This is a genomic window from Streptomyces sp. NBC_01433 (assembly GCF_026340105.1).
Lineage (GTDB): Bacteria > Actinomycetota > Actinomycetes > Streptomycetales > Streptomycetaceae > Streptomyces.
On the sequence record NZ_JAPEPM010000002.1, the window covers coordinates 1,652,406 to 1,665,484 of the forward strand.

The following is a 13,079-nucleotide window of genomic DNA, read 5'->3' on the forward strand; positions in this document are numbered from 1 at the left end:
TTAACATCATGTAAACAGTGACCCAGGTCTCACTACCCCCGGACGGGGGTGGAACGAACAGGGCGGAGAGACGTCACCATGCCCGAACCGGTCGAAGCGGTCGAGATGCACACCGCGCTGCTGAGGCTGCGCCGCTCAAGTGGGCTTCCGGTGGCCTTCGGCGGGCTGCTGTCCGACGCGCGCCACGCCCGGATCGTGGAGCTGAACGGGGCGCAGACCACCGCGCTGCGCGGTCTGGTCATCTCGGCGGGCAGCGGGCTCGGCGGCAAGTCGATCGCGTTGTCACGGCCGTGCGCGGTGACGGATTACGCCTCCTCGCGCCACATCAGCCACGAATACGACACGGCCGTCGCGGCGGAGGGCCTGCGTTCGGTGGTCGCGGTGCCCGTCGTCGTACGCCGGAGGGTGCGGGGCCTGTTGTACGGGGCGCTGCGGAATCCGATCACCCTCGGGGACCGTACGTTCGACGCCGCCGTCGCCGCGGCCCGCGATGTGGAACAGGCGCTCGCGGTACGGGACGAGGTGCAGCAGCTGCTGGCGGCCACCCAGGAGCAGGTGACCGATCCGCACACGGGTCCGGGCGCCTGGGAGGACGTGCGCGAGGCGCATCGCGAACTGCGGGCGCTCGCCCCGAAGATCGTCGACCCGGCCCTGCGCGAGGAGTTGCTCATGGTGTGCGGGCGCCTCGCCTCGGCGTCCGGGGCACCGGGACCGACGGCCGGAACGGTACGGCTGGCGCCTCGCGAGGTGGATGTCATCGCCTGTGTGGCGGCGGGCGCGACGAACGCGACGGCGGCGGACCGGCTGGGGCTGCGGCCGGAGACCGTGAAGGGGTATCTGCGTTCCGCGATGCGCAAGCTGGGGGCGCACACCCGGCTCGAAGCGGTGGTGGCGGCGCGCAGGGCGGGTCTGTTGCCCTGACCGCGCCGCCTGCCGTGTGCCGGCCGGTCTCAGCCCCCGAAGTCGACGAAGGCGGCGAACCGGACGTCGTACGCGGTCGCCTCCGACATCACCGACAGCATCCGTACGGCTTCCTCGGTGACCGCGTCGCGTGCGGCGCGGCCGAGCCGGCCGAGCGGTTGCACCGTGAGGTTCGCGGTGTCCCCGGTCCGGTCGACCCGCCAGACGGCCGCGAGGAACCCGTCGACGAGGACGGTTCCGTAGGACTGGTTGCCCACCCCGTTGCGCCCCTTGTTCGCGGGCGGGATGACGCGGGACCGGTCGGCGTGGCCGAGCAGGACGTTGTCGAACTCGGGCAGGAAGCGCGGCGGGGCCGGGGTGTCCGGGTCGGGGCGCGGGGCGTCGGGGAGGTCGAAGAGTTCGACGCCGTTCTCGTCGCGGAACGTGCGCAGTTGTGGCCGCAGCCGTTCGAAGACCTCCCGCAGCCGGGTCAGCCCCGCCCACGTCTGCATGTCCTTCACGGACGCGGGCCCGAAGGCGCCGAGGTAGCGCAGGACGGTGCCGTCGGGTGCGGGGGCGGGCCGGGACGACCGGCCGAGCCAGTGCTCGACGGTGGTCAGTTCCACCTGGCCACTCCTGTCCCAGAGTCCTCGCGGGGTGACCTGGACCAGGGGCAGGCCGCACCGGGCGGCCACCGAGAGGGCCTGCGGATCGGCGTCCGGCCAGGTGGCGAGGAGCTCCGCGCGCAGTTCCCTGTTGGTCCGGGGCCGTTCCTCGACGAGCTTCCGGCTGATCTCCCGGAGCCGGTCGAGGTCCCCGCCGACGAGGCCCCGGCGGAAGGTCTTCAGCTCCCGGTCGCGCGCCGCCTGGACCAGCGGGCGCAGGGTGAGGGCGTCCTGCGCGGTGTGGGTGTGGATGGTGGAGCGGAGGGTGACCATCCGGACCACCTCGCGGGACTCCATCAGGGCGGAGAGCTCGGCGGGTTCGAAGCCTTCGAGCCGGGCGAAGAGCTGGAAGTACGGCGGCCTGGTGTTCTGGGCCTGAAGTCCGACGAGGTGCTCCACGGCGTCCTTGGCGGACATGGCGGTCCGGCGCAGCAGGAGTTGGCGCTCCAGGGTGGCCCGGTTGAGCGCGCGCGTGGAGAGCGCCGGGGGGCGGTCGGGCGGATTCGTCTTCGCGGCCATGTGCGCACGGTACGCGGGCCGCCGTCCGCGCCACGGCGGACGGTCGTCTTCCGCTCAGGGCATCCGCGACGCACCGTACGGCGCCTCCCGGCCGCCCTCGAAGCACCGTACGGTCGTCTTCCGCTCAGGGCCGTCCGCGCGCCGGGACTTCCTCGCCGGGCGGTACCGGTCCCGGGGGTGTTCCGTCGCCGAACGGGCGGCCTCCCAGCTCCTCCCGGTGGTGCGGGGTCAGCCAGCCGGACAGGTCGGGTCCGAGCGGCACGATGCCCGTGGGGTTGATGCCGGTGTGCACCCGGTAGTAGTGCTGCTTGATGTGGTCGAAGTCGACCGTGTCGCCGAAGCCGGGCGTCTGATAGAGGTCGCGGGAGTACGCCCACAGGACGGGGTCCTCGGTGATCTTCGTACGGTTGCACTTGAAGTGTCCGTGGTAGACGGCGTCGAAGCGCACCAGGGTGGTGAACAGCCGGATGTCCGCCTCCGTGATCGTGTCGCCGACCAGGTAGCGGCGGTCGGCCAGGCGCGCGGAGACGAGGTCGAGGCGGCGGAACACATCGGTGTACGCGGCGTCGTAGGCGTCCTGGCTGTCGGCGAAACCGGCCTGGTAGACGCCGTTGTTGACGTCGCGGTAGATCCCTTCCATCACCTCGTCCATCTCGTCGCGGAGGGGCTCCGGGTAGAGGTCGGGGGCGCCGGGGCGGTGCAGGGCGCTCCATTCGGTGGCGAGGTCCAGGGTGATCCGCTGGTAGTCGTTGGTGACGAGCTTGCCGCTCGGTACGTCCACGACGGCGGGCACGCTGACCCCGCCGGGGTAGCCGTGTTCGCGTGCCTCGTACGCCTCGCTCAGGTACCGGATGCCCAGCACCGGGTCCCGGCCGTCCTCGTCGAGGGTGAAGCGCCAACTGCGGTCGTCCTGGATCGGGTCGGTGACGGCGAGCGGGAGGGCGCTCTCCAGGCCGAGGAGGCGTCGTGAGACGAGGGCCCTGCTCGCCCACGGGCAGGCGCGGCTGACGACGAGCCGGTAGCGGCCCGTCTCGACCGGCCAGCCGTCGCGGCCGTCGGCGGTGATGCGGTCGGCGAAGTGGCTGCGGGAGCGTTTGAAGGGCTTGTGGCCGTACGAGGTGTTCGAGTCCCGGTCCGTTTCGTGGCTGTCGTTCATACCGCACTCCTCGCTGGGTTCGTGGCTTTTTCCGCACGTCGTGCGCTCCGCCGTCCGGCCCCGACGTCGGCCAGCGCCACGATCAGCGCGGCCAGGACGAACGCGACCGAGACGACGAGCCCGTGATCGTACGCGGTGGCCCAGCCCTTGGGGCTCACCTGGGCGAAGAAGACCGAGCCGACGGCGGCGATCCCGATCGCGGAGCCGACGCGCTGGCCCGTCTGGAGGCTGCCCCCGGCGCTCCCGGCATGGACCACCGGCACTTCGGACAGGGTCAGCGTCTGGTTCGGGGCGATGACCAGGCCGCTGCCGAGACCGGCGAACAGCAGCGGGGCCGCCATCGCCCAGCCCACGGACCGCCCCGGCACCAGATGGACGGCGAGCGCGGTGGCCGCGAGTCCGACCGCGACCATGACGAGGCCGACGACGATGAGGGGCCGGCCGAAGCGGCCGACCAGTCGGCCGCCGACCGAAGCGGCCCCCGCCGCGCCGAGCGCGAACGGGGTGATGGCGAGCCCGGCCTGAAGGGCGGTGTAGTCCAGTCCGGACTGGAGGTAGAGGGTCGTGATGAAGAAGATCGAGGTGAATCCCGCGAAGTACAGCAGGATCATCAGGCAGCCCAGCCAGTAGGACCGCAGCCGGAACAGCGAGAGGTCCAGGACCGGTTGGACGGAGCGGCCCGCGCACCGTGACTCCCAGGCGATGAACGCCGCCAGCAGCACGGCGGCCAGGACCACGAACAGCCATTTGGTGTCGCCGGGCCACTGTTGGGCCTGCACGAACGGCAGCAGCAGGGCCAGCACGCCCGCACCGAGGAGCACGACGCCCACCGGGTCGAGGTCTCGCGGCCGTACCCGGGTCGCCGACGGGGTGTCCGGGAGCAGCCGCCGGGCCAGCAGGAAGCAGACGACGCCGAGCGGGAGGTTGACGTAGAACACCCAGCGCCAGCCGTCGGCCGGCCCGGCCATTTGGATCAGCAGGCCGCCGAGCAGCGGGCCGACGGCGGTGGAGATCCCGACGACGGTGCCGAACATGCCGAAGGCCCGGCCCCGTTCCCGGCCGGAGAACATCTGCTGGATCAGCGCGGAGATCTGCGGGGAGATCAAACCGCCCGCCATGCCCTGGACCAGTCGGGCGATCACCAGCCAGCGGCTGGACTGGGCGGCGCCGCAGGCGGCCGACGCCAGGGTGAAGAGCGCGAGCCCGGCCAGGAACACCGCGCGGCGCCCGCGTGCGTCGCCCAGGCGTCCGGCGGGGATCAGCAGGAGCCCGAAGGCGAGGGCGTAACCGGAGAGCACCCATTGGAGGTCGGACTCGGGGGTGTGCAGCCCTTCCCGGATCGACGGCAGGGCGACATTGACGATGGATACGTCCAGCAGCGTCATGAAGCCCGCCACCAGGCAGACGGCGAGTGCTCGCCAGCGCCGTGGGTCGGGGCCGCCGGGATCGGGGCCCGGGCCCGCACCGCGCCCCGTCGGCCCGGGGTGCGCCGCACTCTCTGCCATGGTTCGCACCCTAGGGCGCGGCTCGCGTTTCCTCCATACGGGGCGACCGGATCAATGCGCTCCGGTTAATCGTTAGGAAAGTTTCCCAACACTGTTGACGAGAATCAGAAGGGACCTTTACTTTCAGTTTGCCGACATGGCGCCTCCCCTCCACCAACCCCCGACGGGAGCACCACCATGCACCAGCGCACCAATCCCCCCACCGAGCAGCCGACCGGGTCCCGACGCCGGATCCGGGCCCGGACAGCACTCCTCGCCTCGTCCGCCCTCGCACTCGGCGCCGCCCTGCTGTCACCGGTCCAGGCGGGAGCCTCCCCGGCCCCCGCTTCCGCCACCCCGGCCGCCGCGACGCCGCTCGCCGCGAACGGCCAGCTCAAGGTCTGCGGCCTCCAGCTCTGTAACGCCTCGGGCCAGGCGGTCCAGCTCAACGGCATGAGCACGCACGGCACCCAGTGGTACGCCCAGTGCGTCACCAACGGCTCGCTCGACGCCCTGGCCACGGACTGGCGCGCCGATGTGCTGCGCGTCTCCACGTACGTACAGGAGGACGGGTACGAGACCGACCCGCAGGGCTTCACCGCCCGTGCGCAGAAGTTCGTCGACGCGGCCCACGCGCGGGGCATGTACGCGGTAATCGACTGGCACATGCTCGACCCCGGCGACCCCAACTTCAACCTCAGCCGGGCGAAGACCTTCTTCACGGCGATGGCGAAGAAGTACAAGGACAACCCGGGCGTGCTCTACGAGATCGCCAACGAGCCCTCCGGGGTGAGCTGGTCGACGATCAAGTCGTACGCCGAAAAGATCATCCCGGTCATCCGGGCACAGGACCCCGACGCGGTGGTCCTGGTCGGCACGCGCGCCTGGTCCTCGTTCGGCGTCTCCGAAGGGGCGGACGAGCAGGAGGTCGTCAACAACCCGGTCAACGCCTCGAACATCATGTACACGTTCCACTTCTACGCGGCCTCGCACCGGGACGAGTACCTGAACACCCTGGACCGAGCCTCGAACAAACTGCCCGTTTTCGTCACGGAGTTCGGGACGCAGAACTACGCGGGCGAGGGCGCGGACGACTTCACGATGTCGCAGCGCTACCTCGACCTGATGAAGCGCAAGAAGATCTCGTGGACCAACTGGAACTACTCCGACGACCACCGTTCCGGTGCGGTCTTCAAGACCGGCACCTGCAACGGCACCCAGTGGACCGGTACTTCGGTACTGAAGCCCGCCGGCGTCTGGATCCGTGAGCGCATCCGCCAGTGACGCCTACGGCTTGAGGCGGGCGACGAGGTCGTCGAGGTCGGCCACGAACCAGACGTGCCGGCCTCGATCGGCCTCCCGGATCAGGGCGGGCAGCGCCGGACCGCCCCTCAGATGGCGTGAGATGTCCCCGACGATCGCCAGGCGCAGCCGGTAGTTCGCGAACTTCTGGAAGATCTCACCGGCGAGTCCGGTACTGAGGTCGAAGAAGCGGTCGTCGAACCGGTCCGCCGGAACGGCGACCAGCTCCGCGCCCTGGAAGGCGGCACCGACCAGGTGGTCCAGCGCGTCCTGGACCGTGGCGATCGGCGCACCGTCCGCGTCGTAGACGAGCACCTGTACGCCATGGTGTTCCACGAAAAGGTCAGGCACGGTGCGCCGCCCCCTCGGCGCCGGACAGGAACATGTCGTTGCCCGGCCCCAGTACCCCGTCGACCAGACGCAACAGGTCGGCGGTGGCGGCGGCGTTGCCGAGGATCACGATCTTCATGCGGGCGTGCTCCTTGTCGTAGACCGTCTGAATTCGGAGCGGCTCCGGCGTGTCCCGCCCGGACCGCGCACCGGCCGTGACCAGGGTGCTCAACCGGCTCGCCGCGTCCGGGCCGATCGAGTCGATCTGCACGATGCTCGACACCTCCACATGCCCGCGCGGGGCGGCGGCCTCCGGGAGCGCCGGATCCGCCGGGAGGCTGGTCAGCGCCGCCAGGTCCGCCCGGCTGATCCGGTACTGCTTGCCGATCCGGACGGCCTTCAGCCGGCCCTCGCGGACATAGCTCCGGACGGTCCGCACATGCAGCCCCAGCAGCTCGGCGACCTCACCGACCGAATACAGCTCGCGCTCAGCACTCTCCATACGGCTGAACACTACCCTAAACGACCCTCTAGAAGGAGTGATGGGGAAGAATACGGAATGCCGAGACACCCACTGTGCGGGATCAATCGCCTCAAGAGGCAGCGCGCTGTCGCCACGCGACACGACAAGCTCGCGGCCCGCTCCGAGGCAACCGCCCTTGTCGCGGCCATCAACGAGTGGCGGCGACCTCCGGCCGTCGCGCGAAGGGCTCCACGGCCGCATGTTCCAGGCAGAGATCGATGTTGCGCGCAGCGGGCGGTGAGGGTGGGCCGGGTCCTGTCGCTATGCCGTGCGACGGCATCCGGCGAGGAGGGTGGCGACCATGTGCTTGGCGTCGGCCCGGTCGTAGTCGGGGCCCGTGATGCAGAGGTTTCCGATGGCGCGCATGAGCGTGTAGGCGGTGATACCGGGGCTGAGTTCGTCGGCGGCGGCGCAGGCGTCGAGCAACATCGCGCAGGCCGGGACCAGAGTGTCGAGCATGAGGATGTGGAGATTCTCCAGTCCCGCGTCACCGGACCCCAGCGCGGCCCCGAGGCCGTGTTTGGTCACCAGGAATTCCACGAACGCGTCCACCCAGCGGGTCAGCGCGGTGAACGGGGAGGCCGATTCCTCCAGGAGCCGGGGCGCGAGTGCCGCGCAGGTGTCGATCTGGTGCCGGTAGACGGCGGTGACGAGGTCCGCCCGGGTCGGGAAGTTCCGGTAGATCGTGCCGACCCCGACGCCCGCGCGTTCGGCGATGTCGCGGATGGGGGCCTGGACGCCCTGATCCACGAAGACCGCCGCCGCGGCCGCCAGCACGCCACTGCGGGTGCGTTGCGCCTGCGCTTGGCGCACTCCGACCACTTCCGGCACGAGACCCTCCTTGCTCGCGGAACAACGTTCCGCTAAATTGGCGGAACGACGCTCCGCCAAAGTATGGCAGAGCGACCCGTGGAGAAAGTGCAGGTCTTCCATGTCTTCCCGCCACATCGACCAGCGGATCGTCGCGGTCAAGCCCATCACCGTTCCCGCGCCCGATCGCAGCGTCGACCTGCGGGTGAAGGTCACCGCCCCGCTGACGGGCCGGAACCTGCCCGTCATCGTGTTCTCCCACGGCAACGCGTGGTCCCTGGACGGATACGAACCCCTCGTCGACCGGTGGGCCGCGGCCGGGTTCGTCGTCGTGCAGCCCACCCACTTGGACTCCCGCCGCAACGGTCTCGGGTGGGACGACCCGCGCTTCGCCACCATCTGGCGCGTCCGGATCGCCGACCTCCACGCGGTGCTCGACGGCCTCGACCACATCCTCCTCCAGGCCGGCGGCCTGGAGACCCGCGTCGACCGTGAGCGCATCGCGATCGTCGGCCACTCCTGGGGCGCCCAGACCGCCGGCGCGCTCCTCGGCGCGCGCGTGCTCGACGCCGACGGCATGCCCGGAGAGAACTTCTCCCACTCCGCGGTCTCGGCCGGCGCGCTGATCGCCGCGACCGGAACCGGCGACACCCTCACCCCGTTCGCCGTCGAGCACCTTCCGTTCATGAGGCCGGACTACTCCACCATGACCACCCCGGCCCTGATCATCGCGGGCGGCAAGGACCGGTCCCAGCTCTCCACCCGGGGGCCGGAGTGGTTCACCGACGCCTATCACCTCAGCCCGTCCCCGAAGAGCCTGCTCACCATCGCCGACGGTGAACACACCCTCGGCGGCCTCGCCGGCGAGATGGCCGCCGAGACCACCGACGAGGACCCCGCCCGCGTCACCCTCGTCGCCGACGCGGTCTCCGCCTACCTCCTCGACGCCTTCAAGTTGAGTGGCGCCCAGTGGACGGACCTCAGCGCCGAGGCCACCACCAACGACGGCACATGGAGCCTTTCCAGCAAGTGAACCCAGCCAGGCCGCGCTGTCGACCGGGCCGGGTTCGGGCAGGGCGGCCCACGGTGGCCGACCACCGCGAGCGCCACGCAGGGACCACCTCGCATCGGTTCCACATCGGCGCGATGCGTGGAATTAACCTCTGATGCCTTGTCATGCCCCATCTACGCGCATAGTTTTCAGCCCTCACTACACAGTTGGGGGCAGCTCACGTGCGTATATCCAGACCCGGTTCCGTCCTGCTGACCGGCGCCGTCGCCGTCGCTCTTTCGGTGACCGCCCTGCCCGCCGCCTTCGCGGCACCGTCCTCGTCCGCCGTGATCTCCGAGGTGTACGGCGGCGGAGGCAACTCGGGAGCGACGCTCACCCGGGACTTCATCGAGCTGGCCAATGCCGGTTCCGCGCCGTTCGGCCTCGGCGGCTTCAGCGTCCAGTACCTGCCGGGCAGCCCGTCCGCCGGTTCGCTGTGGCAGGTGTCCGCGCTGACCGGGGCGATCGCCCCCGGCGGCCGCTACCTGGTCGCCCAGGCCGCGGGGACCGGCGGCACGGTGGCCCTGCCCACCGCCGACGCCACCGGAACGGTCCCGATGTCCGCGGCGAGCGGCACCGTCGCCCTGGTCTCCGGCACCACCCCGCTCACCTGCAGGACGGCGGCCGACTGCGCCGCCGACACCAGGATCGTGGACCTCGTCGGCTACGGCTCCGCGGTCGTACGGGAGGGCGGCGGGCCCGTGGCGGGCGCCTCCGCCACCGCGTCCGTCGCCCGCGCCGCCTCGCTCGCCGACACCGACGACAACGCCGCCGACCTCGCCGCGGGCGCCCCGACCCCGGTCAACGCGGCCGGTGAGACCTCCGGCGGCACCGGCCCCGGGGACCCCGGCGGCCCGACCGAGCCCGGCACCGTGCGGGTGCACGACATCCAGGGCACCACCCGTCTCTCGCCGCTCGCCGGCCGGTCCGTCGACGGAGTCCCGGGCATCGTCACCGGCATACGGACCACGGGCTCGCGCGGCTTCTGGATCCAGGACACCGCACCGGACGACGACCCCCGCACCGGCGAGGGGCTGTTCGTCTACACGGGCTCCGCCGCACCGGCCGTGGCCGTGGGCGACTCGGTGCTCGTCAGCGGCAAGGTCGCCGAGTACTACCCGTCCGCGACCGCCCAGTCGCTCACCCAGCTCACCGCGCCCAGGACCACCGTCCTGTCCTCCGGCAACGCACTGCCCGCGCCGGTCGTGCTGGACGCCGCCTCGGTGCCCGGCGCCTACGCGCCCACGGCCGGGGGCGGCCCGATCGACGCGCTCACCCTCGACCCGGCGACATACGCCCTCGACCTGTACGAGTCGCTCGAAGGCACCCGGGTCCGCGTCGCCGACACCCGCGTCACCGGAGCCACGACCGCGTACGACGAGATCTGGGTCACCGTCAAACCGCGCGAGAAGCCGACCGCGCGGGGCGGCACGCTCTACGCCTCGTACAACGACCAGAACACCGGCCGCCTCAAGGTGATGTCGCTCGACGCCGCCTCGCCCGTCCCCGTGGCCGACGTGGGCGACGTGCTGTCCGGCACCACCACCGGCGTCCTGGACTACGCGTCCTTCGGCGGCTACAACCTCCAGGCCACCGAGCTGGGCACGCTCACCGACAAGGGGCTCAAGCGCGAGGTCACCCGCAAGCAGAAGCGCAAGGAACTGGCCGTCGCCACGTACAACGTGGAGAACCTGGACGCACTCGACGAGCAGGCCAAGTTCGACACGCTGGCCGAGGGAGTCGCGGTCAACCTCGCCTCGCCCGACGTCGTGTCGCTGGAGGAGATCCAGGACGACAACGGCGCGAAGAACGACGGCACGGTCGGCTCCGAGGCGACGCTGAAGCGGTTCACCGACGCGATCGTCGCCGCGGGCGGTCCGCGCTACGCCTGGCGCTACATCGCCCCCGAGAACAACAAGGACGGCGGCGAGCCCGGCGGCAACATCCGTAACGTCTTCCTCTTCAACCCCGAGCGCGTGACGTTCGTGGACCGCGCGGGCGGCGACGCCACCACCCCCGTGAGCGCCGTGGACACCCGCAAGGGCGTCAAGCTCTCCGTCTCCCCCGGCCGGATCAACCCGGCGAGCGCCGCCTGGGACGACAGCCGCAAGCCGCTGGTGGGCGAATTCCGCTTCCGCGGGAAGCCGGTCTTCGTCATCGGCAACCACTTCGCCTCCAAGGGCGGCGACCAGCCCCTGCACGGCCGCTACCAGGAACCGGCGCGCGGTTCGGAGACGAAGCGGGTACAGCAGGCGGCGGAGGTCAACACCTTCGTCACCTCGGTACTGAAGGCGGACAAGTCGGCCCGGGTCATCACGCTCGGGGACCTCAACGACTTCGCGTTCTCGCCGACGATGGACGCGCTGACCCGCGGCAGGGTCCTCAAGCCGCTGATCAGCACGCTGCCCGCGAAGGAGCGGTACAGCTACGTCTACGACGGCAACTCGCAGACGCTCGACCACATCCTGACGAGTCCCGGCATCCGTCGGTTCGACTACGACGTGGTGCACATCAACGCGGAGTTCGCCGACCAGGCGAGCGACCACGACCCGCAGGTGGTGCGCGTGGATGTCGGCGCCGGAGGCAAGGGCCACGGTCACGGACACGGACACGGCCGCTGAGGTTCGCTCCCGGTCCGGGCGGGCCCGCTCGTCGGGGCCCGCCCGGCCGGGACGGTGACCGCAGTCCGGCCGCTGCACCCGACGGCCGGACTGCGGACTCCCCCGACGGCCGGACGGCGGACTCCCCCGACGGCCCGGTCAGGCCCTGGTGAGCACGAGCGCCGCGTTGTGGCCACCGAAGCCGAGCGAGGTCTTGACCGCGCAGTCGAAGACGGCCGCCCTGGCCTCCTTGCTCACCACGTCGACGGGGATCGCGGGGTCGGGCGCGTCGAGATTGACGGTGGGCGGCACCAGCTGGTGCTGGAGGGCGAGGACGGTCAGCGCGGCCTCGATCCCGCCCGCGGCACCGAGGGTGTGTCCGGTCATCGCCTTGGTCGAGGTGACGAGCGGCCCCTCGCCCAGTACGCGGTGCAGCATGGTCGCCTCGATCAGGTCGTTGGCGACGGTCGAGGTGCCGTGGGCGTTGACATGGCCCACGTCCGAGGGCGACAGCCCGGCGTCCGCGAGGGCGGCGCGCAGGGCGCGTTCGATGCCCAGGCCGTCGGGGTCCGGGGCGACCGTGGAGTGGGCGTCGCTGGAGGCGCCGTAGCCGTCGACATGGGCGCGGACGGTGGCCCCGCGGGCGCGGGCGTGCTCCGGGTGCTCCAGGACGAGGAGGCCCGCGCCCTCACCGACGACGAAGCCGTCGCGGTGGGTGTCGAAGGGCCGGCAGGCGGCCTCCGGGTCCTCGCGGCGGGTGGAGACGGCCTTCATCTGGCAGGCGCTGGCGAGCAGCAGCCGGGTGCAGGACGATTCGGCGCCACCCGCGATGACGATGTCGCACGCTCCGGTGCGCAGCATCTGGTGGGCAGTGCCGATGGCGACGGTGCCGGAGGAGCAGGCGGTGGAGACGGCCTGGCTGGGGCCGTGGATACCGAGGTCGAGGGTGACGCTGCTGGCGGCACCGTTGACGACGATGAGCGGGGCGAGCTTCGGGGAGACGCGCCGGGCGCCGCGCCCGGTGAGGGCGATGTGCTGCTCGTCGTAGAAGGGGAGCCCGCCGTGCGCGGAGCCGATGACGACGCCGACCCGGCCGCTGTCCCAGACCGAGGGGTCGAGCCCGGCGTCGGCGACGGCCTCCCGGGCGGCGATGACGGCGAGCTGCGCGAAGCGGTCCATCAGCCGCTGGGCGGCCACGCCGAGCACGGCCTTCGTGTCGAGGCCGGTGATCGTGTAGAAGAAGTCGCAGGGCAGATCGGCGAGTTCGGGCCGCCGGACGACGGAGGGCGCGGTGGCGGCCCCGGAGACTCCGCTCCAGGCCGCCTCGGCGCCGACTCCGGCCGCGGTGACCAGACCGATGCCGGTGACAGCTGCGCGGAACGGCTCGATACGCGGACGGGAGAACGGCGTCGTGGACCGGCCGGGCGACGGCTCGGTGCGCGGGCGGGCGCTCACGCGGACGCCTTGTCGTGCACGGCCGCCACCAGGCGGCCCACCGTGTCCCGCGAGGTCAGCGTGATGTCTTCCATATCGATGTCCAGCCGGTCCTCGATGAGGAGCCGCAGCTCCTCCAGCGCGAGGGAGTCCAGGCGCAGCTGATGGAGCGGCACCTCGGGACGGATGGCGAGGGGGTCGGTACCGAAGTTCGCGACCAGCAGGGCGCTGATCTCTTCCGAGGTGCTCATTGAGGCGCTCCTCCGCTCAGGGACGCGGTGACGCCTGCCGCGTGGGGGTTGAGG

Annotated in this window: 12 protein-coding genes; 4 read left to right on the forward strand and 8 right to left on the reverse strand. The window is 71.4% G+C overall.

The features are described from left to right. The first annotated feature begins 78 nt into the window (after positions 1-78). Positions 79-921: a response regulator transcription factor gene (locus tag OG413_RS34845; protein ID WP_266812537.1), complete on the forward strand. Its 843-nt coding sequence runs from the start codon at positions 79-81 to the stop codon at positions 919-921. Between the two features lie 29 nt (positions 922-950). Here the strand turns inward: OG413_RS34845 and OG413_RS34850 are convergent, their stop codons facing one another. The 3 genes from OG413_RS34850 to OG413_RS34860 all read right to left on the reverse strand — a co-directional run bounded on the left by OG413_RS34850 (position 951) and on the right by OG413_RS34860 (position 4,745). After that, on the reverse strand, positions 951-2,084 hold the full coding sequence (locus OG413_RS34850) for a winged helix DNA-binding domain-containing protein (protein WP_266812539.1): 1,134 nt from the start codon (positions 2,082-2,084) through the stop codon (positions 951-953). Positions 2,085-2,208: 124 nt separating this feature from the next. Further along, positions 2,209-3,240, reverse strand: a complete 1,032-nt coding sequence (locus tag OG413_RS34855) for a glutathione S-transferase family protein (protein WP_266812541.1) — start codon at positions 3,238-3,240, stop codon at positions 2,209-2,211. Further along, the gene (locus OG413_RS34860) at positions 3,237-4,745 is read right to left on the reverse strand and encodes an MFS transporter (RefSeq protein WP_266812542.1); all 1,509 of its coding nucleotides are present in this window, start codon (positions 4,743-4,745) and stop codon (positions 3,237-3,239) included. The genes OG413_RS34855 and OG413_RS34860 overlap by 4 nt, the downstream gene beginning before the upstream one ends. Positions 4,746-4,922: 177 nt before the next feature. On the opposite strand from OG413_RS34860, the gene OG413_RS34865 reads away from it, so the two are divergent. Beyond that, the gene (locus OG413_RS34865) at positions 4,923-6,008 is read left to right on the forward strand and encodes a glycoside hydrolase family 5 protein (protein ID WP_266812543.1); all 1,086 of its coding nucleotides are present in this window, start codon (positions 4,923-4,925) and stop codon (positions 6,006-6,008) included. A 3-nt stretch (positions 6,009-6,011) separates the two neighbouring features. Here the strand turns inward: OG413_RS34865 and OG413_RS34870 are convergent, their stop codons facing one another. From OG413_RS34870 to OG413_RS34880, 3 genes are all read right to left on the reverse strand, one after another. Further along, positions 6,012-6,377 carry a DUF4180 domain-containing protein gene (locus tag OG413_RS34870; RefSeq protein ID WP_266812544.1) on the reverse strand — a complete coding sequence of 122 codons (366 nt, stop codon included), beginning with the start codon at positions 6,375-6,377 and terminating at the stop codon, positions 6,012-6,014. After that, entirely contained in the window at positions 6,370-6,858 is a 489-nt protein-coding gene (locus OG413_RS34875; RefSeq protein WP_266812546.1) for a helix-turn-helix domain-containing protein, read from the reverse strand. The genes OG413_RS34870 and OG413_RS34875 overlap by 8 nt, the downstream gene beginning before the upstream one ends. 282 nt (positions 6,859-7,140) lie before the next feature. Next, the gene (locus OG413_RS34880) at positions 7,141-7,710 is read right to left on the reverse strand and encodes a TetR/AcrR family transcriptional regulator (RefSeq protein ID WP_266812547.1); all 570 of its coding nucleotides are present in this window, start codon (positions 7,708-7,710) and stop codon (positions 7,141-7,143) included. A 100-nt stretch (positions 7,711-7,810) separates the two neighbouring features. On the opposite strand from OG413_RS34880, the gene OG413_RS34885 reads away from it, so the two are divergent. Together OG413_RS34885 and OG413_RS34890 are read left to right on the forward strand one after the other, a co-directional pair. Beyond that, a complete protein-coding gene (locus tag OG413_RS34885; protein ID WP_266812549.1) occupies positions 7,811-8,722 on the forward strand; it encodes an alpha/beta fold hydrolase in 912 nt (303 codons plus the stop codon). A 200-nt stretch (positions 8,723-8,922) separates the two neighbouring features. Next, complete coding sequence (locus tag OG413_RS34890) at positions 8,923-11,361, forward strand: endonuclease/exonuclease/phosphatase family protein (RefSeq protein ID WP_266812551.1); 2,439 nt, start codon at positions 8,923-8,925, stop codon at positions 11,359-11,361. Positions 11,362-11,499: 138 nt separating this feature from the next. Here OG413_RS34890 and OG413_RS34895 read toward each other — a convergent pair whose 3' ends face one another. Continuing rightward, positions 11,500-12,729, reverse strand: coding sequence for a beta-ketoacyl synthase (locus tag OG413_RS34895; RefSeq protein ID WP_266813275.1), 1,230 nt, complete (start codon positions 12,727-12,729; stop codon positions 11,500-11,502). A gap of 62 nt (positions 12,730-12,791) precedes the next feature. After that, positions 12,792-13,025: an acyl carrier protein gene (locus tag OG413_RS34900; protein ID WP_073719228.1), complete on the reverse strand. Its 234-nt coding sequence runs from the start codon at positions 13,023-13,025 to the stop codon at positions 12,792-12,794. Positions 13,026-13,079: the final 54 nt, after the last annotated feature.